The sequence below is a fragment of the Streptomyces sp. NPDC001508 genome, assembly GCF_040298665.1.
Lineage (GTDB): Bacteria > Actinomycetota > Actinomycetes > Streptomycetales > Streptomycetaceae > Streptomyces.
Map to the genome: position 1 here is coordinate 71,981 of NZ_JBEPAP010000033.1, position 22,236 is coordinate 94,216.

The following is a 22,236-nucleotide window of genomic DNA, read 5'->3' on the forward strand; positions in this document are numbered from 1 at the left end:
TGGTGGGCGCCGCGAGGCGTGCGGCGGGAGGGGTCAGGGACAGGACGAGGGAACAGGGCCGACGTGCTGCCAGGCGAGTGCGGCCAGCAGCAGTGCCGCATCGGGCAGGACCGACTCGTCGAACACGGCGGTCGGCGCATGGTTGCCGGAGGGACGGTCACGGCCGGGCGGGGCCGCGCCGAGGTAACCGTAGGCTCCGGGGACGCGTTGCAGGACCCGGGAGAAGTCCTCGGAGCCGATGCGGGGCCGCGCCAGTTCCTCGTAGCGGTCGGGGCCGAACAGTTCGACGGCGGTGCGGGCGAACCGGCCCGCGTGTGCGGGGTCGTTGACCGTGGTGGGCAGGACGGTCGTGAAGGTCACCTCGGCGTCCAGGCCGTGGGCGCGGGCTGTCTGCTCGACCAGCGGGGGGAGTTCGGCGGCCAGGCGGGTGGTCGCCTCCGCGGAGAAGGAACGGACCCCGGCCCGGAAGCGGGCGTCGGCGGGGATGACGTTGGGGGCCGTGCCCGCGTGGAACTCGCCCACGGTCACCACGACGGGGTCGAAGGCGTCGAAGCGGCGGCCGGTGTAGGTCTGGACGGCGGTGGCCGCGGCCATGGCCACGGGGACCGGGTCCAGTGCCTCGTGCGGTCTGCCGCCGTGGCCGCCTCGGCCGCGGACCGTGGCGTCGAGGACGCCGTAGGCGGCCATCACCGGGCCGGGGCGGGTGTAGCAGCGCCCGGCGGGCAGGTCGGCGACGACATGCAGGGCGTAGGCCGCCCGCACCGGCAGGCCCGCCGCGTCGAGGACGCCCTCGGCGAGCATCGCCCCCGCGCCGTCGTAGCCCTCCTCCCCCGGCTGGAACATGAACACGACACTTCCGCCCATGTTCTCCCGGTGCTCGGCCAGCAGCCGGACGGCGCCTGCCAGGGCGGTGGTGTGGAGGTCGTGTCCACAGGCGTGCATACGGTCGGCGTCGGCGGCGAACGGCAGTCCGGTGGCCTCCCTCAGCGGCAGCGCGTCCATGTCGCCGCGCAGCAGCACCACCGGGCCGGGCCGGGCGCCGTGCAGGACCACGGTCACGGAGTCCAGCGCGGCGCCCGTTGTCACCTCCAGCGCGCCACCGGCCTCCTTGACCGCCGGGGACAGGGCGTCCAGCACGACGGCCTGGGTGAGCGGCAGGCGCAGCCCGACCTCCGGCACGGCGTGCAGTCGGCGCCGCAGGGCGGTCAGGTCACCGGCGAGTGCGCGGGCGCGTGCGCCGAAGGCTTCCCGCGCGGCGCTCACGGCCGCTCTCCGGCCCGCAGGCGCGGCAGCACATCCGCCACGACCTCCTCGAACACGCCCTCGCGGTGCGGGCCTTGGAGCGGGAAGGGAAACATGAACTCGGTGATGCCGATGTCGGTGAAGCGGCCGACGAAGTCCCGGAAGCGTTCCACCGACTGCCAGGGGGCGTCCTCGGTGAACCCGGCCATGAAGGACTTGCGGATCGACGCCGGGTCGCGTCCGGCGCGTTCGGCGTGGGCGTCGAGCAGCGCGCCGCGCTCCCTGGTCAGGCGCAGGCTCTCCTTCTCGTCGAGCTTGACGCCCCGGCGCAGTTGGGAGAAGAGGCTGCCGTAGCTGCTCCAGATGTCGGCGTGGCGGGCGGCCACCGCGAGGGTGGCGTCGACATGCGCGGCGACGAGCAGTGGGGGCCGCTCGGCCGCGGCGGGTGCGGGGGCGCGGACCGCGCCCGCCACGGTGTAGTACGGTCCGTCGTGATCGAAGCCGTCCCGCTCCAACAGGCCGCGGACGACGGTCAGATACTCCTCCAGGCGCGCTCCCCGCTCGGCCTGCGGCCAGGGCGGTACACCCGCGTACGCCAGGTCCTTCGGGTTGCCGCCGGCCCCGACACCGGCCACGGCACGGCCATCGGAGATGTGGTCGAGCGTCATGGCCTGCTTGGCGACCAGGGCGGGGTTGCGCAGGGGCGCGGCGCTCACCAGTGTGCCCACGGTGACCCGGGAGGTGGCGGCGGCGATGCCGCCCGCCAGCATCCAGGCGTCGAACCGGCCGCGCGCCGGGCGCCCCTGGGGATCGAGGGCGCTCCACAGGTGGTCTCCGGCCCACAGGCTGTCCCACCCCTGGTCCTCGAACCGGCGCCAGCGTTCGGTGAGTTGGGCCCAGGGGGCGGCCTCGTACGTCATCAGGCCGAACCTGAGAGGGGTGCCGGTCATCGGGGAGTCGCTCCTGTCCTGTGCGGGTCCGGGGTGGGGGGCCCGTCGGTTCCGGTGCCGGTCCGGCCGGCGGCCCGGCGTACGGCGTGGGTCACGGCGGCGGGGGTCACCGTGCCCGGTCCGGCCTCGTGGTCGGCGGTGAGGTAGGCGGTGCGGTAGACCTGGGCGCGCTCGGTCCGCGGGAGGCGGCCGACGGCCTCGACCAGGTCCTCCTGCACCTGCGGTGGCCAGCGCCGCTCGTAGGCGGCGCGGGCCGAGCCGAGGGTGAACGTCCCTTCCCGCGGGTCCTGTTGGGCGCGGAGCCCGGCCGTGGCCTCCTGGTCGACGGTGCCGTCCGTGTGCAGGGCGACGCCGTACGCCGCGGCGGCCAGGTCGGGGTCCAGCAGGCCGCGGGCCACGTCGGCGGCGACCGCGTCGGCGGGCCGGTCGTGGGGGTGACCGAGGCCGCCGCCGCCCGCGGTCTCGACGAGGAGGACGTCCCCGGCGGCCAGGGTGACGACATTGACGCGGCCGAGGTCCCGTTCGCGCGGGGTGCCCGGGTTGAGCAGGGCGCGACCGGGCGCGCCGGTGCCGCCGCCCCGCACACCCCACGGCTCGAACAGCAGGCGTTCCATGCCGCGCACGGCGAGGGTGACTCCGTCGGCGAGGGCCCGGATCCGCAGGGTGATACCCGCTCCGCCGGGCCGGGCTCCCACGCCACCGGAGCCGGTGCGGTAGCGGTACTCCTCGATGAGGACGGGGGCGTCCTGTTCCAGGAGTTCGTTGGGCACATTGCGCAGCCAGCCGCCGGTGAAGCTGGTGCCGTGCAGGCCGTCGCGTCCGGGGCGCCCGCCGGATCCGCCGGTCAGCGGCTGGCCGACGGCCACATGGCGCTTGCCGGTGACCGGGTCGGTGTGCGCTACGGTGGCGATCGCCACCGCCCCGGACCCGGTCGCGAGGGCGTCCTCGGGCGCCGCCTGGGCCAGGCAGCCGAGCACGCAGTCCATGATGCGGAAGAACACGGCCGCTCGGACCCCGCAGGTGGCGCCGGGGCCGGGGTTCACCACCGAGCCGGGCGGCAGGTCGGCGGTGACGGCGCGGACCAGGCCGGAGTTGTAGGGAATGCCGGGGTCCTTGGACACCAGGTAGTTCACCAGGGCGAACACCAGCATGTAGTGGCCGGGACGGCCTCCGGTCGGCAGGTTGACGGCCTCGGCGACCTGGGGCGAGGTGCCCTGGAAGGAGAGATGGGGGCGGCCCCGGGTGAGCGTGAGTTCCAGCGCGAGCCGGGTCGGCGGGACGGTCACCCTCGCGCGGCCGTCCGGGCCGGTCTCGGCGAGCCCTTCCACATAGTCGACGAACCGGTAGCTGCCGTCGTGGAGTTCGGCCAGCAGCCCGGTCGCCCGGGACTCCGCCTCGTCCAGCAGGTCGGCGACGGCGTCCTGCAGCGCGTCGGCTCCGTGCACGGCGACGATCTCGTCGATACGGCGCTGCGCCGCCACCAGTCCGGTGATCTGGGCGTCGATGTCGCCGCGGTTCTCCTCCGGTACCCGGGTGTTGGCGAGGACCGTCCGCAGCAGCGCCGTGTTCTCCCGGCCGGCCTCGTGCAACTTGACCGGCGGGATGAGAACGCCCTCCTGGGCACGGTCGGTGTGGGTCCAGGAGATGGAGCCGGGCACCGAGCCGCCGATGTCGGAGGCGTGCACGAAGCTGAACGCGTAGGCGATGATGCGGCCCTGCGCGTACAGCGGGGCCCAGGTCCACACGTCCGGCAGATGCGTGACCAGTCCGCCGGTGGCGTCGGGGTCGTTGCTGATGCCGATGTCGCCGGGCGCGTACGGGGCCAGCGCCTCGATGGCGGCTCGCGCGGGCGCGCCGATCATCAGGTTGCCGGAGATGCTCCGGGGTGCGGCGAACACCTCGCCGTCCGGGGTGACCAGGCAGGTCCCGAAGTCGGCGGTCTGCTTGACGAAGACGCTGAAGCTGGTGCGGCGGATGGTCTCGGCCATCTCCTCCACGACGGCGGTCAGCCGACGCGCGACAATCTCCAAGGTCACCGGTGAGCTGCGCATCAGTCGGCCTTCCCCCGGGCTCGCCCGGCATCGATCAGCAGGTTGCCCATGGCGTCCGCCTCGACGCAGGCGCCGGTGGGCAGGAAGACGGTGGCGTCCGGCGCGGAGACGACGAGCGGTCCCTTGAACCGGACGCCGGGCGCGAGATCGGCCCGTTCCACACGGCCCGCCGGGACCCGGTGGCCGTGTTCGGTGACCGTGTGCGGCCGGGGCCTGACCTCGGTGCCCGAACCGGTGCGGGGGGTCAGCGGCCGTGAGCGGGCCGTCAGGGTGATCCGCAGACTGCGCACGTCGAGTTCGCGTCCCGAGGCGTCCACACCGTAGGCCGCGCGGTAGCGGGCGGTGAACGCCTCACTGAGGGCGGCGACGGTCGGCTGTCCGTCCCCGGGCAGGGTCACGGGCAGGGTGAACGACTGCCCGGCGAGTTGTACGTCCGCCCAGCGGGTCAGCGCGACCTGGTCGTGGAGGACGGCGGACTGGTCGCGGTACCAGAGCCGGGCGCGCTCCTCCAGGTCCTTCCACACGGTCCGCAGCCGTTCGTCGTCCAGGTGGCCGGTGGTCTGCCCGACGGGGGCGACCAGGTCGTGGCGCAGGTCGGTGACGAGCGCGCCGAACGCGCACAGGGTTCCCGGGGACCAGGGGACCAGCAGGTGCCGGATGCCGAGGGCACGGGCGAGCGCCACGGCCTGGACGGGGCCGGCACCGCCGTAGGGCACCAGACGGCATCCGGCGGGGTCGACACCCCGGCGGGCGAGGAGCGGGACGAGTTGGGCGTGCATCATCGCGGTGGCCACGTCCACGACGGCCTCCGCGGCGCCCTCCACGTCCGTGCCCAGCCGCCGGGCCAGCGGCGCGAAGGCCGCCCGGGCGGCGGCCGGGTCCAGGCGCACCGTTCCCCCGGCGAAGGTGTCCGGGTCGAGGTAGCCGCAGACCACGTAGGCGTCGGTGAGGGTCGCCTCGGTGCCGCCCTGCCCGTAGCAGGCGGGGCCCGGGTGGGCGCCGGCGCTGCGTGGGCCGACCTTGAGCACGCCGGAGGCGTCCAGCCAGGCCACCGAACCGCCGCCCGCGCCGATCGAGGAGACCTCCACCGACGGGGTGATCAGCGGGAAGTCGCCCAGCTCGGCGTCGGTGGAGTAGGGGATGCGCCCGCCCTCGACGATGGCGCTGTCCACGCTGGTGCCGCCCATGTCCATGGTGACGAGGTCGTCCACCCCGGCGGCGGTGGCCAGCCGTACGGCACCCGCGACGCCCGCCGCGGGACCGGACAGCAGGGTTTCCACGGCTGCCCGCAGCAGCGCCGCGCTTCCCTCATCGGCGGCCAGGGCTCCCTGCACGGACATCACACCGCCGTTGGACTTGGTGATGTGCAGCGGGCAGCTGAGCCCCTGCTCGCGCAGCCGGTGCGAGAGGTCACCGAGGTAGCCGCGCAACAGTCCCGCGACATGCGCGGCGAGAACGGCGACGGTGGCGCGTTCGTACTCCTTTTCCTCCGGCCACAGTTCGGCGGAGCCGGCCACGATCAGACCGGGGTGCGCCTGCCGCAGCAGCGCCACGGCCCGCTGCTCGTGCCCCGGGTGCGCGTGGGCGTGGAGGAAGACGACGGCCAGGGCCTCGACCCCGTCGGCGAGCAGATCACGGGCGGCGGCGAGAAGGGCCGTCTCGTCCAGTGGACGGTCGACGCTGCCGTCGATGCGTATCCGCTCGGGTATCTCCCGTACGTCCCTGCGGTCGGCGAGGGGGCGGCGGGGGTCGGCGAAGAAGTCGATGGGGTCGCGCAGGCGGAGCCGTCCTATCTCCAGCAGGTCCGGGAAACCGGCCGTCACCAGCAGCCCGGTGCGGGCGCCGGACCGTTGCAGAACGGTGTTCAGGGCGAACGTCTGCCCGTGCGCGAAGTACTCCACCTGCTCCGCTGCCACCTGGTGCCGCTCAAGGATCCCGGTCACGGCCCGCACCACGGCGGCGGCCGGCTGGGCGGCATCGGAGGGGACCTTGGCGGTGTGCAGGGCGGAGCCGTCCGCGGCGGCCAGCACCACGTCCGTGAAGGTGCCGCCGACATCGACACCGATACGGTACGCCGGTGCCGCGGACCGGGCCGGGGCGGGCTCGGCGGACGGGCGGGGGGTGTTCACGAGGCGAGGTCTCCTTGCGGTGCGGGGGCGTTCACCAGGGCGCCGGCCACGCGGCGGGCCGCCACCGCCGCGAGTGCCGCCAGCAGCAGCGAACCGGCGATCAGCAGGCTCGACATGGCGGTGACCGTGGGGTCCTGCCGCTGTTCGAGGCGCAGGAACATGGCCACCGGCAGCGTCGTGGTGTCGGCGGGCATCAGAAACACCGAGGTGTCCACCTCGTCGAACGACGTGAGGAACGCGAACACGGCTGCGGCCAGCAGCGCGGGCCGCACCTGCGGCAGCGTGATCCGGACGAACGCGGCGAGCGGGGAGGCGCCCAGGTCGCGGGCGGCTTCCTCCAGCGCCGGGTCCAGGCTGGCCAGCGCCGCCCCCACGACGGCCACGACGAACGGCATCAGCAGCAGGCAGTGGGCGAAGGCGATACCGCCGACGGTGCCGTAAGCCGCGGGGAAGAGCGAGGCGTAGAGGACGAACAGGCTGAACCCGGTGACGACGCGGGGCAGGCTCAGCGGCATCACGAACACGGAGCGCAGCAGCTCACGGCCGGGGAAGGACAGCCTGGCGATGGCGTGGGCGGCGGCCGTGCCCACGACCACGGAGATACATGTGGCCAGCACCGCGACCTGGGTGGAGTACAACAGCCCCACGGTGAAGGGCTCGTAGGACAGCGCCTCCCGGAACCAGCGCACGGTGAAGCCCTCTTGCCCGCCGGACGCGGTGGTGCCCCGGAAGGAGCTGTAGACCACCACGACGAGCGGCAGCAGCACGAACACCATGGTCGCCGTGAGGAAGAGGCCGCGGACGACCGGCAGCAGGCGACGGGACGTCGTCACACTCCCACCTCCCGCCGGCCGCCGGCGGGCGCACGGTGGCGCACGTCGGCCAGGCGGCCGAGCCGGTTGAAGGTGGCCAGCACCACCAGCGCCACGCCGAGCAGGACCAGCGCCTGCGCCGCGGCCAGCGGCCACTGAAGCTGCTGGATGTTCTGGTAGACGGACTGCGCCAGCACCGCGACACGTCCGCCGCCGAGCAGTGAGGGGGTGGCGAAGGCACTGACGGTCAGGGCGAAGACCAGTTGGAAGGAGGCGATGACGCCGGGCATGGTCAGCGGCAGAAGGATCGACCGCAGCCGCCGCCACGGGGATGCCCCGAGGTCTGCCGCCGCCTCCAGCACCCCTTCGGGCAGCGACCGCAGCGAGCCGAGCAACGGAACGATCGCGAAGGGCAGTTCGACATGGACGAGGGCGAGGACCACACCCGGTTCGTGGTAGAGCCAGCCGCCGAGCGGGCCGTGCAGCAGCCCGTGCGGCGCCAGCAGCAGCATCCAGCCGTAGGAGCGCACCACGACACTGACCAGGATCGGCGAGAAGACGGCGAACATCAGCAGGCCGGACAGCCACCAGCGGCGCACCCGCAGCAGACACCAGGCGATGGGATACGCGATCAGGACGGCCAGCACGGCCACCATGGCGCCCACGCGCAGGGTGGTCCACAGCACGTCCGCCGTGTACGGATCGTCGAGGAGCCGGGTCCAGGTGCCCAGGTCGAACGGGGCGAACAGCCGGCTGGTGCGTTCGGTGCGGAAGCTGTACGACAGCAGGAGCAGGACGATCGAGCAGAAGACCAGCAGGAGGTAGAGGACACCGGGCGCGACGAGCGCGTACGCCAGCCGCGTGTCTTTCGACCGGTGCCGGTTGTCGAGGGCCGTCCGACGGTCCTTCCGGGCGGGCGGCCGCGCGGGGGCGCTGCGTGTCTCTTCGCGTGTGCCGGTCACCGTGTGCTCCCGGGGACCGCGGGCCGCCCGGTGCGCGGCGCTACGCCGTCCGCGGCGGGCGGCAGTACGACGACGTCCGCGGCGTCGACGGTCAGGCCCACGATCTCGCCGACCGACACGGTCGGGCCCGTGGCGGTCGTGTCGACCAGGATCTCCCGGCCGCCGGGCGCTTCCAGGACGACGCGTACGCGGGCTCCCAGAAAGCCCGCGGACTGCACGGTGGCGCGGCCCGCGGTGCCGGGGGTGTCCGGCGAGGTGAGGCGGAACGACTCCGGGCGTACGGCGACCACCGGCTTCGGGGCGGCGGAGGACTTCTCCGGCAGCGGCAGCCGCAGCCCGGCGGCCGTCACGGCACGGCGGACACCCTCGGGGCCGTCCTGGACGCCGGTCACCTCGAAGAGGTTGTTCTCGCCGATGAACTCGGCGACGAACCTGCCGGCCGGCGACCGGTACAGCTCCTGGGCGGTGCCGACCTGCTCGATCCGGCCGTGGGCCATGACGGCGATACGGTCGGACATCTCCATCGCCTCCGCCTGGTTGTGGGTGACGCAGACGAACGTGGTGCCGGTACGGCGCTGGAGGGCGCGCAGCTCGCGCCGCATCTGCAGCTGGAGACCGAGGTCGAGGGCGCTCAGGGGCTCGTCCAGCAGCAGGACCCGGGGGCGCTTGACCAGCGCCCGTGCGATGGCGACGCGCTGGCGCTGGCCTCCCGACAGGGTGCTCGGTGCTCGCCCGGCGAAGGCGGACATCCCGACCACGTCCAGTGCCTCGGCGACCCTGCGGGCCGTCTCCTTGCGGTCGGTGCGCTCCGTGCTGAGCCCGAAGGCGACGTTGCGTGCCACGTCCATGTGCGGGAACAGGGCGCCCTGTTGGAAGACCAGATTGGTGGGGCGGCGGTGGGCGGGTGTGCGGGTGACGTCGACGCCGTTGATCCGCACGCTGCCCTCGTCCGCGTGTTCCAGTCCGGCGACGATGCGCAGCGCGGTCGTCTTGCCGCAGCCGGAAGGGCCCAGGAGGGAGAAGAACTCGCCCTGGCCCACTTCCAGTTGGACGTGGTCCAGGACCCGACGGGAGCCGAAGGAGCGGGTGATTCCCTCCGCGAGTACGGCCGTATCGGACGAAGCGCCGCTCACAGATGCGCCTTTACGTCGTTGTTCCAGGCGGTCGTGGCCTTGTCGAGGCCGGTCACCAGGGCGGCCCAGTCCAGCTTCAGGGCGTTCTGCACCGTCTTCAGCTGGAAACTCTCGATGTCGCGGTACTTGGCGGGCAGCCGTGCGCCCTCGACGAGGGGGATGGTGGCGGTGGCCGCGCTGTAGTCGGAGACCGCGTCGGGAGCGAAGATCTCGTTCATCAGGTCGGCGGCCAGAGCGAGTTGGTCCTCGCTCGACCCCTTCACCAGTTGGAAGCCCTCGGGGAAGGCCATCACCCCTTGCTTGGGCACGGCGAAGCCGATGGGGTCGCCCTCGTCGATCCACGGCTGCGCGACACCCTGGAAGCCGGGCGCGATGACGACCTGCCCGCTGTTGAGCTGCTGGCGCAACTGGTCGATCGAGCCGATCAGTCCGCTGAACTGCCCCTTCTTGGCCGCCCGGGAGAAGGCGGCTATGCCCTTGGAGAGGTCGCCGTCGGAACCGCCCTCGATCTGGTTGATCACCGGGACGGCGTTGACACTGAAGGCGGGGGCGTCCCATGTGGTCACCCGCCCCCGGTAGGCGGCGTCGAAGAGGTCCGTCCAGGAGGTGGGGGGAGTACGGATGACCTTCTTGTTGTAGATGAGGCCCATCGCGTCCATCACCATGTAGGCGCCGAAACCGTCACCGGTGGTGTATCCCGGCAGCACCTTCGCGATGTTCGGTACCGACTTCTCGCTCACCGGCGCCCACAGCCCGTCGGCGGCGCCCTGGGCGAAGCTCTGCGCGTTGAAGAAACCCAGGTTCAGCAGCGGCTTGTCGGCGTTGACCTGGACGGAGGACACCAGCTTGGGAAAGGTGTCCGCGTTGGTGCCCTCGATGTAGCGGATCGTCACGTCGTGCTTCTTCGCGAAGGCCTGGGCGACCCTGCGCGGCACGGTCCCCTGCGCCCCTGCCCAGTGGAAAAGGGTGAGGGTGGTCGACCCGCCGGCCGAAGTGCGGCCCGGCGACCCACAGGCCGCCAGCAGACCGCCGCCCAGGAGGGCCGCTCCCGCGGCACCGGCAGAGCGCAGGAGTGCGCGACGATCAAGGTACGTCATGGCGAATCCTCTGTCGTTCAAGGGCTGGGCGGCCAAGCGGCCCCCGGGGGGCGGGACGCCACGGAGCGACCCCGCCACCCGAGGAAGAATCTCGCATGCAGCTTCGCATGCGAAACGGTATGCCAAAAGCCCCCAGCGGTGAGACTTCACAGTCCCGCAACAAAAACCCCTCCCCGGACCAGGCGCTTTCCCCCGGAACCCGCTGGATGGCCAACGGGGGTCAGGCCGAGTCCGACCACCTTCGTCGGCGGTGTGGACAACGGGCTCTGGCTCGCCGCGGTGTCGTACGAGGGCCTGGCGCAGGAGGCGGTCGGCGTTCGCGTAGGCGTCCCTGTGACGGCTGCGCGAACGCCTTGGAGAGCATCTTCTGATACCCCGTCAACCACCCTGCGGTAAGGCTTGTTCAGTCGGAATTTGTGGGTCCAGACCGACGCCACTTCGCATGCCGGTGTCACCGTCGTATTCACCACCCCCGGCATGCAGGGGTGGTGATCGCCATGCCCAGCACGATCGGGTCGGCCAGCCAGACTCGCTACGAGCAGATCGTCGCCGAACTGCGTGAAGTCGTCGAACAGCAGAGCCGGGGCCCGTTCACGATCGGTGACCGCGCCCTGGAGGCCGAGCCGGTCAGGTCCCGCGGGGGCGTCCCGGACGCCGAATGGACGATCGAGCAGTCCCTGATGCGGCTGGCCGAGGACATCGGCTTGACGTTCAGTACGGTCAAGAACGCCAGGTGGGCCGCATCACACCGGCCGAAAGAACAGCGTCAGGCGGGTGTGTCGTTCACGATCCACCGCATTCCGGCGAGGATCGAGGATGCCGAGGAGCGGTTCGCGGCGCTCAAGGCCCCGCCCGAGGGACGGCAGCGCTGGACGGCGGACGACGCAAAGCGGCGGGTGGGGTGGACGGCCGACAGCCCGGAGAGCCCACAGCGTCGCGGCCGCCGGCCGTATCGTCCCCTCCTTGCGCAACCATGTCTTCGGCGACGACGAGCGCGCGATCGTGCACGAGAACGTCGCCCGCTGCCGGGCGACGCTCGACCGGGTCGAGACGGCCGAGGACACGGGCAAGGTGGACGTAGATTGCTGTTCGAGGCCAGACCCGTCGGCCTTGAGTTCCGCCAGTTGGTACGCGCCAGCGATATGTTCCCCAGTCAGGTCCGTTCCGGGCTCGCGGCGTTGAAGCACAGGCCGCGGAAAAGGCTGGCCCCCCGCTGACCTGGACCCGGCAGGCGGGCTACCAACTCGGCGCGGAGCGGGCGGTGCTGGAGGCATACGAACGGGCTGTGGTCAGGGCGAAGTCGACCGAGTTCCGTCGGCTCATCACCGGCACCGTCGCACCGCACGCCGCTGCCCACCCTGGCGACAAGTGGGTCAAGCACATCGTCGCCCAGCTCAACAAGTGGCTTGCCACGGCGCAGCAGTCTCGGGACTGTCCCGCAACTGCCGGAAGACCGGGCCTCGAAGGGGATCGGCGATTAAGGAACGATCGTTCGACCCCGTGGCCGCCCACTCCCGTGGTGACGGTCAGCCCCGCCGCACGCAGCTCCCGGGCCACCACAGCGGCCGTGCGCTGTTCCTGCCCGGGGCCTCAGGGTGCCGATGGATGTCCCGCCGCAGCTCAATCAGCACGCGGTCCAGATGCGCCGCCTCGGCGGCCACCGCCGCCTGCTTCACCGGTCCTCTCCACCCACCCGCAACGGCCGTCCCCATGCCTCCCCACACCATTCCCGCGCCGGCCGCCGCTGTGCCGGCCAGTAACGTGCGGCGCGTGAGCGCGTGCTCGAACGGACGATTCACTGCTACCCCTTTGACCCAAGTCGTCTTCTGGGACACACGATCGCCGCGCACCGATGTAATTGCCCATCCGGTGAGCCACCCCTTGGCGGTGGGGACAGCCACACCATGGGGACATCGCCGCGTCGAGGTAGACGCTCCTCCGGTCGCACTCCGAGATCACCATCGTCCGGGCCGACTCCCGCCTGTGCCGGACAGCTCGTGACCTGGGCGAAGGCCTACCTGAACCTGACGATCAAGACCGTCAGCCGCCCCAAGGACGCCTCCGGGTCCGTCGTTCTGCCCCGGCGCTGGGTCCTCGAACGCTATGGCCACTGACCTGCGAAGATTACGGACTTGGTTCAGTCAACAGGCAGCGGCCCTCAACATGTACAAGTACCGCACCAACGCCCGGCAGAGCCACCGGCGGCAGATCTTCCGTGCGCAGATTCCAGGACTGCTGGAGCGCCATCAGCGCCATCAGCGCCGCATGTGCGGCTTCCTACGCCGGGGCGTCACCGACCGATCGTCGCGACCGCACGCCAACCCGCCGAGTCCCAGGGCCGGGACGCCGCGACCACCCGCCGGCCGGCCGAGCGCATCGAGTACAGCCGGGCCGTTCTCTACAGCGACTTCGCCGGGCGCAACCCCGCCCCCTACGACGCGATGTTCCTCCTCGGCACCGGCCTCCCGTTCGCCGGCGCCGCGGCGCGTCGAACATGCCGCTCCGATCCCTGGCCCTCGGCCCACCGACCGGCTTCCCCCGGGCCCACGGCACCTCCGCTCGCCTGCGCTACGACTGTTGACGTACCCGGGCCGTAGCCGGTAACTGTTTACGGGTCGCTTTCAAACCGGTTTAAGGGCCGGTGTGCACCAGCCCGAAGCCGTGACCGAAGCAGCACCCCGGAAGACCTCGCCAACCGACGCACCCGCCCTACGGCAACGTTGTCAGAATCCTGGGTGCGTCTAAGGAGTCCACATGACTGATAACGGAGTCGCGCCCCTGCCCGATCGACGTCGAGTCCTCCTCCAGGGCTTCGGGCTCGCCGCCGGTGTCGCCGGACTGACGCTGTCGGTGCCGGCTCTCGCACGGGCTGCCGAAGCCAGTGGGAGTCAAGCCGTGACGGATGACATCCAGCTCATCGTCGAACGCCTGCGGCAGCGGTTTCTGGCGCAGGGTGACCAGGTGAGGATCGCCAATGGCATCTTCCTCGCCCGTACGTCCGAGGCCCTGGCCTATGCCGAGTCCCTGCGTGCCGACGGCTCGTGGCCCGATGTGGACTACAAGGACACCACCAGTTCCGCCAACGGTCGGGTCTGGTCGCCGTATCACGCGCTGTACCGCATGATCGCGATGGCCCACGCCTACCGCGATCCGGACGCCGCGGGCTACGGCAGGCCGGAGCTGATCGAGGCCCTGAACCGCGCACTGCTCCACTGGGACGGTGTCAAACCGACCAGCAAGAACTGGTGGGAAGTCGAGATCGGCAAGTCGATGGCCATGGGCCGGGTGTCGATCTTCGTCGGCGACGAACTCGGCGCCGGGGCACGGGAGGTGACCTACGCGCACAACACCGGCCGCCTGGACCCGGCCGGGGCGAACGGCTCCTGGAGGACCGAGAACTACCTGTACGAGGCCGTCGCGAAGCGCGTGACCGCCGACATCGAGCAGGGTTACGCCACCATGTCGCAGACGATCGCCGTCGACCGCAGCGGTAAGGTCGCCGAGGCCGTACAGATCGACTCGTCCTTCTGGGCGCATGGGGCGCAGCTCTACAGCGAGGGCTACGGCATGGCCCTGTTCACCATCGTCGCGGCCTGGGCCGATGTGGCGCGCGGTACCGGCTTCGCCTTCTCCCCGGATGACATCGACGCCGTCGCCTTCTACATCCTCGACGGGACCCGCTGGCTGATCCGCGGCGAGATCGGGATGATGTACCTCGGGTACCGTCCCCCCAACACCATTGACGGCATTACGAGTTATGCGGCCGACTTCCTGGAGCCGCTCGACCGGATGGTGCGGGCCGACGAGGGCAACTCGGCGGCGTACAGGAAACTGGCCGACAACATCCGCGGGAAGACCCGCGAGAACGGCGTCACCGGGCACAAGTACTTCTGGCGCTCGGAGTTCTCCTCACATCTGCGCGACCGGTACGGAATCTTCACCAGGATCAATTCCCCGCGCATGGTCGGCAGCGAGTACCGCTCCACCTTCCGGCCCGAAGTCGGCAACGAGATCGACTGGAACGCACAGGGAGCCACCTCGATCCAGGTCACCAACCGGGAATACGACGACCTGGTACCCGCCTTCGACTGGTTCCATTACCCGGGTGTCACCGCGCCGTACGTCAAGGTGATGTCCCAGTCGGGAAAGCGCAACGCCGGCAGCTTCACCGGCGGCGTCTGCGACGGGCGCTACGGCGCCGCCGTCTTCAGCCTCGACCGGTCCTCGGCCACCGGGCGCAAGAGCTACTTCTACTTCGACGACGAGATGGTCGCGCTGGGCGCGGGCATCAGTTCCACCTCCGAGTACGCCGTCCACACGACCGTCAACCAGGGCGCGGCCCGGTCCAATGCCTCCGTCGGCGGCAAGGCCGTGCGCCCGGGGACCGATTCTGCCGCCACCCGGGCCTCATGGGCGTACAACGACGAGATCGGCTATGTCTTCCCCGAGGGCGGGCCGCTGAAGGTGTCGAACAAGGAGCAGACCGGGAGCTGGCTCGACCGTGATCCGGTGAAGCGGAATGCCTTCACGCTCTTCTTCGACCATGGCACCGCCCCGGACGGCGCCGAGTACGCCTACGTCGTGCTGCCCGGCGCGGCACCCGCGAAGGTGCGCGCCTATGCGGCCAAGCCCGCCGTCCGGATCCTGCGCAACGACGAGCAGGTCCAGGCGGTCCGCCACCCGCGGCTGCGGCTGACGATGGCGACCTTCCATGCCGCGGGCTCCCTCGACCTGGGATCGGGCCGCACGCTGAGTGTCGATCAGCCTGCCCTCGTCATGCTCAACGAGCACGGCCGCTTCGCCGTGGTGAGCGTCGCCAACCCCGACCAGCCCGGTCTGACGGTCTCCGTCGTCCTCGCCGCACCCGGCCGCACCCGCCGCGCCGGCTTCCCGCTGGGCACCGGCCCGAACCTCGGCAAGACGGTGACGCAGCCTCTCAGGTGACGTGCTCCCCAGGCAGGAACCGGTGTGCGGCCGTCGGCGAGAAGCCGCCGGCCGCACACCGGTTCAGTCAGAGGCGTCAGTCCGCGGTCCGCTCCAGAGCGGCCACGCCGATCGCGCTGTCCGCCATCCCGTAGAACACATAGACCGTCCCCGCGATGCGTTCGACGGCGGTCGGGAAGACAACGTTGCCGAGCGTCCCTGTGGTCTCCTCACGGGTCTCCGGAGACAGCCACGGCTCCTGTGAGCGCGCCAGCACCCGCGCCGGATCGGCCGGGTCCAGCAGCATGCCCCCGGCCCGGTAGACGGCGCCATGGCTGAGTTCGAAGCCCTTCGCGACCGGGCCGGTCACCCCGTGGTGGATGAGCAGCCAGCCCTCGGGCACCCGCAGCGGCGGCGGGCCCGCGCCGATCTTCGCGACCTCGAACGGCATCTTGGGGCCGGCGACCGGAGCGGAGTGCCGAAGCGAGGTCAGCGCCGACAGATCGCGGCGGGCCGCCTCGGCGTCGACGTACGCGATCCAGATCGACGGACGGCCGTCGTCGATGCCGGCCGGGGCCGGGGCGCCCTCGCCCGCGCGCAGCCAGTCCAGGTCCCACATCGGCCGGTGCAGCATCGCAAAGCTCGGGCGGCCGTCGGGACCGGGAACGATCTCGGGGAAGAAGACGAGGTCCTTGTTGGGGAAGAAGTTCAAGTCGGTGGACAGATGCGGCTGGTACGCAAAGTGCAGTGGGCCCAGACGGCGCCAGCTGATCGTGTCCGTGGAGACGGCCAACGCGGGCCGGGGGCCGAGCGGACCGTAGGCGACGTAGGTCATGACGTGCACGCCGAGGTCGGGGACGAAGGTGATGCGGGGGTCTTCCACGCCGGCGTTGTGTGCACCCCGCTCGAAGCCCTCGTCCGGGGACAGCACCACACCCTGGCGCTCGACGCCGACCGGTACGCCGTCTTCGATCACGACACGGGCGCGGCCGATGCGGGAGACGTTGCCGGCCGCGACCATGCGGGGGAAGAGGTACAGCTCGCCGTCGGGTCCCCAGGCGGTGCCCGGATTGAGGACGCCCTCGGCCTCCAGGGGATCGGTGGGATCGGCGTTCATGAGCACGCCGACCCGGTTCAGGGCGTACGGGAGCGCGGTTTCGGTGTTGCGCTGGGTCATACCTAGCCTTTGATCGCGGATCCGAGGTTGGCAGAGGTGAAGTGGCGCTGGAAGAGCAGGAAGAGGACCACGGCCGGCACCGCCAGTACGCAGGCACCGGCGAGCACGGCGCCCATGGGGTTGGCCTGGAAGGTGGAGTTGGCCTGGGAGAAGTTGGCCAGGCTGACCGCGAGGGGCTGCATCTCCTGGTCCTTGGTCACCAGGAACGGCCACAGGAATTCGTTCCATGGGCCGATGAAGGTCACCAGCGTGGCGGTGAGGATCGCGGGGCGCACCAGTGGCACGGCCACCGAGCGCAGGATGCGCAGTTCGCTCGCTCCGTCCACGCGCGCCGCGTCGAAGATCTCGCGTGGGATCTGCAGGAAGTACTGGCGGAAGACGAGCACGGCGACGGAGTTGATGGCGAAGGGCAGGATCATCCCGGCGTAGCTGTCGGCGAGGCCGAAGTAGCGCACCACCATCACGTACAGCGGGATCATCAGCAACTGGAACGGGATCGCCTGGACGAGCAGCACGAGCGCGAACACCAGGCCGCGACCGCGAAAGCGCAGGATCGCCAGGGCGTAGCCGGCCAGCAGGCCGAAGACCAGTGTGCAGACCACCACCCCGACGGTCATGATCAGGGAGTTGGTCAGGGCGGTGAGCAGGCTGAACGAGTCGTCGATGCCGGTCAGGTTGTCCAGGGTGAGGTTGCCGGGCTTGGGCAGCAGACCGCCGAGGCTGGTGTCGCGCTTCTTCTGCAGCGCCCCGATGAGCATGTAGTAGAACGGCAGCAGCGCGGCGAGGGCGCCGAGGCCGAGTGCGGTACGGCGCAGGATGCGCAGGGTGCGGGCCATGTCAGTCCCTCTCCGTGACGCGCCGGGCCACGGTCGCGATGATGAGCACGCCGGTGACGAGGATCAGCCCGATGGCGGCCGCGGCATCCGGCTCGCCCTGCTCGATGCCGCGCTGGTACACCAGCAGCGCGGGGGTGAGCGAGGCGCCGCTCGGGCCGCCGCCGGTGAGCAGGAACGGCTCGGTGAAGATCTGTCCCGCGGTGATGATCGACAGCAGGACGACGAGCGAGGTGACGGGGCGGACGGCCGGCAGGGTGACGGCCCGGAACGCCTGCCAGCGCCCCGCGCCGTCGGTCAGCGCCGCCTCGTGCAGTTCCTTGGGCACGTTCTGCAGCGCGGCGAGGTAGAGCAGGATGTAGAAACCGAGCTGCTTCCAGGTGACGTAGACGGCGATGAGCGGCATCACCAGCTGCTTGTTCGCCAGCCAGGACGGGTCCGGGGCCCAGGAGCCGAGCACGTTGTTGACGGCGCCGGAGCCGTTGAACAGAAACAGCCAGACGGCGAGGGTGGCGACCGAGGCCGTCACGTACGGCACGTAGTACGCCACCCTGAAGAAGCCCCGCCAGTGGGTCGCGGCATTCAGCGCCGATGCCAGCGCGAGCGCCAGCACCACGGTCAGCGGGATGTTGATCGCCATGAACAAGCCGAGGTTGACGAACGCGCGCCGGGTGTTCTCTTCGCCGAGGACCTCGGTGAAGTTGTCGAAGCCGACGAACGGGTGCGGCACGGAGACGCCGGGCGCGGTGAAGAAGTAGTCGTGGAAGGCCATCCACACGCCGACCCCGAACGGGATGATGAACACGACCAGGACGTAGCCGGTGTACGGCGCGGTCAGGACGAGCCCGAGCGGGCTGCTGCCCAGCCATCGCTCGACGAGCCGCGGGGCGCGGGGCCGCCGCCCCGGGATCCGGGGCTCGTGTGCGGCTGCCGGCGGTGTGTGCCGGGTCGATGGCCGGGGGTGCCGGCCGCGGGGCGGATCACCCGCGGCCCGGGTGCCGTCGCGACTGTCGCGGAGTGATGTCATGGTGCGCCTCGTCAGCCGGCGGCCTGGTCGTCGATCTGCTGCGCGGCCTTGTCGAAGGTCGCCTTCAGATCGCCCTTCCCGGGCAGTACCGCCTCTTCCCAGGCCATGCGGAACGTCTTCCACACATCGGTCGAGCCGGCGATGTTCGGCACGTCCACCGCCCGCGGGACCGCGTCGGCGAAGGGCTGGTAGAAGGGGTTGTCCTTGAGATAGCCGCTCGCGACAGCGGCCACGTCACTGCGGGTGGGGAACTGGCCCGTCTTCTCCAGCAGTGCCACGTCGTTCTTCGTGCTCATCGAGAACTTGGTGAACTTCCAGGCGGTCTGCTTGTTCTTGCACGAGGTGAACAGGCCGACATTCTTGGAGTCCGCGAATGTCGAGGTCTTGCCGGCCGGTATTCCGGCGGCCGTGGGCAGCGGCACCACACCGTACTTCACCTTGCCGTCGAACTGCCCCTTGCCCCACGGCCCGGCGATGCCCATGGCGGCCACCCCGTCGGAGAACGGGCCCGCCCACATGTCACCGCTGTACGCCTCCGGGGACGAGTAGCCGTCGGCATACATCTGCTGCCAGAAGGCGAGGGTCTGCTGTCCGGCCTCGGAGGGGAAGGTGGCCTTCTTGTCCTTCACCAGCTGTGTGCCGCCGGAGTTGGCCAGATACAGCGGGTAGAAGTCGAACAGCGCATTGGTGTAGTCGCTGGTCGCCGGGGGATACAGGGCGAATTTCGCCGCCTTGCTGCTCTTGATCTTCTTGGCTGCGGCCAGCACATCGTCGTACGTGCTCAGCTTCGGGTTCTCGGCGTCCAGGCCGGCCTTTTTGAAGACGTCCTTGTTGTAGTAGAGCATGAACGGGTTGGTTTTCCACGGCACTTGATACAACTTGCCGTCCGGGGAACGGAAGCCGTCCGCGGCGCCGCCGGAGCGTTCCTTGATGAAGGACTCGGCATCGCCGAAGGTGTCCGAGAGATTCACCAGGCCGCCCTGCTTCTGGAATGCCGCGACCGCCGCCGGAGCGGTGTTGTAGACGAGGCAGGGGGTGTTGCCCGCGGTGATCGCGGCCCCGAGGACGTCCTCGGTGGACTTGCCCGACGGCACCGCCTTGGCGGTGACTTTCTCCTCGGGGTGCTCGGCGTTCCAGGCGGCCACCGTGGCCTTGGCCCAGGCTTGCTCCTGCTCATTCGTCGAGTACCAGATGTCGATCGGCCCCGAGGTCGGCTTGCCGCCGCCGGTGTCGCCCGAACCGCAGGCGGACAATGGCAGGACAACCGCCGCGGCGGCGGCCAGCACCGTAACGCGCGGAAAACGCCTCATGGCGCCCAACTCCCTTCCATGCGGGTGGTCGAGGGTCCGAAGCGACTCCCCTCCGTCGCCGCCGGCCCGCCCCGTCGAAATGATCACCACGGGGTTACCAGCGTCATCAAACCGGTTTAATATCTGAGCGTCAAGGATGGATGCGAGATGTTTCGGTAGCCGGGGTGGCGCCCTCCCGTCATCCCGGGGCCGGTGGGAAGGCGAGGCGGTATGGTGCGGGGCCAGGGCAAAGCGGCTGGGCCGACGGGCGGTTCCCGCGAGGCGGCGGGGTCGGCGGGCGGTTCCCGCGAGGCGGCGGGGTCGGCGGGCGGTTCCCGCGAGGCGGCGGGGTCGGCGGGCGGTTCCCGCGAGGCGGTGCCTGCGCCGGTACGCCGGGGCAGGGGCAGCCGGCCGACGATCGGGGATGTCGCCGCACTGGCCCAGGTCTCCAAGGCGACGGTCTCCTTCGTCATCAACGACCGCCCCGGGGTCAGCCCGCAGGCGCGCCGACGGGTCCTGGACGCCATCGACCAGCTGGGCTGGCAGCCCAACGCCGGCGCCCGGGCACTGTCCACCAAGCGGTCCCAGACGCTCGGCCTGGTGATCCGCCGGCCGCCGGAACTGCTGAGCACCGACCCGTTCTTCCTGCAGTTCGTCGCCGGCATCGAGACCGGCCTCGCCCCCCTCGGCTACGCGCTCGTACTGCAGGTCGTCCCCGACGAGGAGACCGAACGGCAGGCGTACGAGCGGCTGGCCCGTGACGGGCGGGTCGACGGCGTGTTCCTCACCGATCTGCGCACCGACGACCCGCGGCCCGCACTCGTGACGGAGCTGGGCATCGGCGCACTGATCGTCGGACCGCCGCAGGCCGGCAGCCGGGTGCCGGCCCTCGGGGTCGACGACGGCAGCGGGGTACGCCGTGCGGTCGGCCATCTGCGCTCGCTCGGGCACCGGTGGATCGGACACGTCTGCGGCGCCGCGGGATATGTGCATACCCAGGCCCGGCTCGACGCCTGGCGCAGTGCGCTGGCGGATGCCGGCCTGCCCGAGATCCCTCCTGTGGCGGCGGACTTCACCGGTGCGGCCGGCGCCCGGGCCACACACCAGCTGCTGGACATGGACCGGCCGCCGACCGCCATCGTGTACGCCAACGACCTGATGGCCATCGCCGGAATCACCGCCGCGACCAACCGCGGGCTACGGGTCCCCGAGGACCTGTCGGTGGTGGGCTTCGACGACATCCCGCTGGCCGACTGCATCGCGCCGCCGCTGACGACGGTGCGCCAGGACGTGCCGGCCTGGGGGCGCGCCGCCGCGCAGGCACTGGTTCCGCTCACCGAGGGAGGAAAGTTCCAGGCGCCCGCGCTCCCGCCGGTGGAATTCGTGGTGCGGGCGAGCACCGCGCCTCCGCGGACCTGAGCCGGGGGCCGCGAGCGGGGGCGGCCGTCGCCCGCGGACGGATCGGCGGCTCGCCACTTGTTACGGGTGTCGCGGCCGATGCCCGGCCGATGTCCCGGGGGCACGGTGCCGACCCGTCGAGGTGAGGGTCTGCCGCCGGTCGCCCGCCTACGAGAGGCATCGGGAGCGGCTCTCACCGGCGGACAATTGCCGAACTGCCCGTTGCCTGGCCGAGGTTGTCGCAGGTGTGCCGTCCGCTTGGTTCGATGTCAAAGGCGTGTGGCGACGCGTACCAGGTCAGCGACTGTGCGAAGGCGGCTGCGCGGTGGCCAGGCGATCACTGTCGTCACGGGCGGAGCGTCCAGAATCGGTACGGCGATGAGGTCCCGGCGCAGGTCGGCGCCGGCCGACTCGGGAATGACCGCGGTGGTACGGCCGAGCGCGATCAGCTGGAAGAGCTGCGTGAGGTTCCGTACCTCTGCGCCGGGCCCGTCGGGGTAGCTGCCGTCAGGACGGGGCCAGCGGGCCAGCGGGAGCTGTGGCAGTGCCGAGACGTCGGCCGTCCTGACGTGGGAGCGGCCGGCGAGCGGGTGCGAGGCCGGCAGGATCACGACCTGCCCCTCGGTGCACAGGGTCTCGGTGTCGAGTCCGGCCGCCGAGTCGAAGGGCAGGTGCAGCAGTGCCACGTCGGCGTGCCCGTCCTGCAGCAGTTGCCGGTGCTGGTGTGCCTCGCAGAGCAGCAGATCGACTGTGGCCGCGTCGGGTTCCGCGGTGTAGGCATCGAGCAGTTTCGTCAGCAGCTCGCCGGCGGTACCGGATTTCACGGCCAGGACGAGGCTGGGATGTGCTGCCGCAGCCCGTCGGGTGCGCCGCTCGGCCGCGGTCACCGCGCTCAGGATCGCGCGTGCTTCGGCCAGGAGCACGGCTCCGGCCTGGGTGAGCGTGACCTTGCGGCTGGTGCGTTCCAGCAGTGCGACTCCGAGCCGCCGTTCAAGCTGGGTGATCGCGCGGGACAGGGGCGGCTGGGCGATCTCCAGACGCTGGGCGGCCCTGCCGAAGTGCAGTTCCTCGGCGACGGCGACGAAGTACCGCAGCTCGCGCATGTCCATGAGCACAGGCTAGTAGGGCTCCGTTAGGTCGGTGTGGTTCTGGCTGATCGGTGTCTGGTTCGGGTGTGGGGCAGGGGCTGGTGGCAGGTGGCGCAGGTGCCGGT

The 22,236-nt window shown here is 71.1% G+C and carries 16 protein-coding genes and 5 pseudogenes; 7 read left to right on the forward strand and 14 right to left on the reverse strand.

Going from position 1 to position 22,236, the window contains the following annotated elements:
* Positions 1-33 precede the first annotated feature (33 nt).
* From ABT245_RS26745 to ABT245_RS26780, 8 genes are read right to left on the reverse strand one after another with little or no spacing between them, the layout of a single operon-like run.
* Positions 34-1,263 (reverse strand): M20 metallopeptidase family protein, encoded by a 1,230-nt coding sequence (locus ABT245_RS26745; RefSeq protein ID WP_351737774.1) that lies wholly within the window; start codon positions 1,261-1,263, stop codon positions 34-36.
* Positions 1,260-2,192 carry an LLM class flavin-dependent oxidoreductase gene (locus tag ABT245_RS26750; RefSeq protein WP_351737777.1) on the reverse strand — a complete coding sequence of 311 codons (933 nt, stop codon included), beginning with the start codon at positions 2,190-2,192 and terminating at the stop codon, positions 1,260-1,262. Before ABT245_RS26750 ends, ABT245_RS26745 begins: the two co-directional genes overlap by 4 nt.
* Positions 2,189-4,243, reverse strand: a complete 2,055-nt coding sequence (locus tag ABT245_RS26755) for a hydantoinase B/oxoprolinase family protein (RefSeq protein ID WP_351737779.1) — start codon at positions 4,241-4,243, stop codon at positions 2,189-2,191. Before ABT245_RS26755 ends, ABT245_RS26750 begins: the two co-directional genes overlap by 4 nt.
* Positions 4,243-6,372, reverse strand: a complete 2,130-nt coding sequence (locus ABT245_RS26760; RefSeq protein WP_351737782.1) for a hydantoinase/oxoprolinase family protein — start codon at positions 6,370-6,372, stop codon at positions 4,243-4,245. Before ABT245_RS26760 ends, ABT245_RS26755 begins: the two co-directional genes overlap by 1 nt.
* Positions 6,369-7,205: an ABC transporter permease gene (locus ABT245_RS26765; protein WP_351737784.1), complete on the reverse strand. Its 837-nt coding sequence runs from the start codon at positions 7,203-7,205 to the stop codon at positions 6,369-6,371. Before ABT245_RS26765 ends, ABT245_RS26760 begins: the two co-directional genes overlap by 4 nt.
* Entirely contained in the window at positions 7,202-8,146 is a 945-nt protein-coding gene (locus ABT245_RS26770; protein WP_351737787.1) for an ABC transporter permease, read from the reverse strand. The genes ABT245_RS26765 and ABT245_RS26770 overlap by 4 nt, the downstream gene beginning before the upstream one ends.
* Positions 8,143-9,279 carry an ABC transporter ATP-binding protein gene (locus ABT245_RS26775; protein ID WP_351737789.1) on the reverse strand — a complete coding sequence of 379 codons (1,137 nt, stop codon included), beginning with the start codon at positions 9,277-9,279 and terminating at the stop codon, positions 8,143-8,145. The genes ABT245_RS26770 and ABT245_RS26775 overlap by 4 nt, the downstream gene beginning before the upstream one ends.
* Positions 9,276-10,376 carry an ABC transporter substrate-binding protein gene (locus ABT245_RS26780; protein WP_351737792.1) on the reverse strand — a complete coding sequence of 367 codons (1,101 nt, stop codon included), beginning with the start codon at positions 10,374-10,376 and terminating at the stop codon, positions 9,276-9,278. The genes ABT245_RS26775 and ABT245_RS26780 overlap by 4 nt, the downstream gene beginning before the upstream one ends.
* A gap of 680 nt (positions 10,377-11,056) precedes the next feature.
* Here ABT245_RS26780 and ABT245_RS26785 point away from each other — a divergent pair.
* From ABT245_RS26785 to ABT245_RS26795, 3 genes and pseudogenes are all read left to right on the forward strand, one after another.
* A pseudogene (locus tag ABT245_RS26785) lies at positions 11,057-11,243 on the forward strand (DUF6192 family protein); the annotation flags it as partial.
* Positions 11,193-11,558: a DUF6192 family protein gene (locus tag ABT245_RS26790; RefSeq protein WP_351737794.1), complete on the forward strand. Its 366-nt coding sequence runs from the start codon at positions 11,193-11,195 to the stop codon at positions 11,556-11,558. The pseudogene ABT245_RS26785 and the gene ABT245_RS26790, both read left to right, overlap by 51 nt.
* Positions 11,459-11,775: pseudogene (locus tag ABT245_RS26795) on the forward strand (RacP protein); the annotation flags it as partial. The gene ABT245_RS26790 and the pseudogene ABT245_RS26795, both read left to right, overlap by 100 nt.
* Before the next feature lie 95 nt (positions 11,776-11,870).
* On the opposite strand, the pseudogene ABT245_RS26800 reads toward ABT245_RS26795, so the two are convergent.
* Positions 11,871-12,103 (reverse strand): annotated as a pseudogene (locus ABT245_RS26800) (amidohydrolase); the annotation flags it as partial.
* Positions 12,104-12,318: 215 nt separating this feature from the next.
* Between ABT245_RS26800 and ABT245_RS26805 the strand changes: the two are divergent.
* The 3 genes and pseudogenes from ABT245_RS26805 to ABT245_RS26815 all read left to right on the forward strand — a co-directional run.
* Positions 12,319-12,478: pseudogene (locus ABT245_RS26805) on the forward strand (IS5-like element IS4811 family transposase); the annotation flags it as partial.
* A gap of 165 nt (positions 12,479-12,643) precedes the next feature.
* Positions 12,644-12,850: pseudogene (locus ABT245_RS26810) on the forward strand (TetR family transcriptional regulator); the annotation flags it as partial.
* Between the two features lie 280 nt (positions 12,851-13,130).
* A complete protein-coding gene (locus ABT245_RS26815; RefSeq protein ID WP_351737797.1) occupies positions 13,131-15,320 on the forward strand; it encodes a polysaccharide lyase family 8 super-sandwich domain-containing protein in 2,190 nt (729 codons plus the stop codon).
* A gap of 76 nt (positions 15,321-15,396) precedes the next feature.
* On the opposite strand, the gene ABT245_RS26820 is transcribed toward ABT245_RS26815, so the two are convergent.
* Genes ABT245_RS26820 through ABT245_RS26835 form a run of 4 tightly spaced genes read right to left on the reverse strand, consistent with a single transcriptional unit; the run spans position 15,397 to position 19,646 of the window.
* Positions 15,397-16,476, reverse strand: coding sequence for a glycoside hydrolase family 130 protein (locus ABT245_RS26820; protein ID WP_351737800.1), 1,080 nt, complete (start codon positions 16,474-16,476; stop codon positions 15,397-15,399).
* Positions 16,477-16,478: 2 nt separating this feature from the next.
* Positions 16,479-17,312 carry a carbohydrate ABC transporter permease gene (locus tag ABT245_RS26825; RefSeq protein WP_351737802.1) on the reverse strand — a complete coding sequence of 278 codons (834 nt, stop codon included), beginning with the start codon at positions 17,310-17,312 and terminating at the stop codon, positions 16,479-16,481.
* 1 nt (position 17,313) lies between these two features.
* Complete coding sequence (locus tag ABT245_RS26830) at positions 17,314-18,336, reverse strand: carbohydrate ABC transporter permease (RefSeq protein ID WP_351737805.1); 1,023 nt, start codon at positions 18,334-18,336, stop codon at positions 17,314-17,316.
* 11 nt (positions 18,337-18,347) lie between these two features.
* Positions 18,348-19,646, reverse strand: a complete 1,299-nt coding sequence (locus ABT245_RS26835) for an ABC transporter substrate-binding protein (protein ID WP_351737808.1) — start codon at positions 19,644-19,646, stop codon at positions 18,348-18,350.
* A 210-nt stretch (positions 19,647-19,856) separates the two neighbouring features.
* On the opposite strand from ABT245_RS26835, the gene ABT245_RS26840 reads away from it, so the two are divergent.
* Positions 19,857-21,044 carry a LacI family DNA-binding transcriptional regulator gene (locus tag ABT245_RS26840; RefSeq protein ID WP_351737811.1) on the forward strand — a complete coding sequence of 396 codons (1,188 nt, stop codon included), beginning with the start codon at positions 19,857-19,859 and terminating at the stop codon, positions 21,042-21,044.
* Between the two features lie 248 nt (positions 21,045-21,292).
* Here the strand turns inward: ABT245_RS26840 and ABT245_RS26845 are convergent, their stop codons facing one another.
* Positions 21,293-22,132 (reverse strand): LysR family transcriptional regulator, encoded by an 840-nt coding sequence (locus ABT245_RS26845; RefSeq protein WP_351737814.1) that lies wholly within the window; start codon positions 22,130-22,132, stop codon positions 21,293-21,295.
* Between the last annotated feature and the right edge of the window lie 104 nt (positions 22,133-22,236).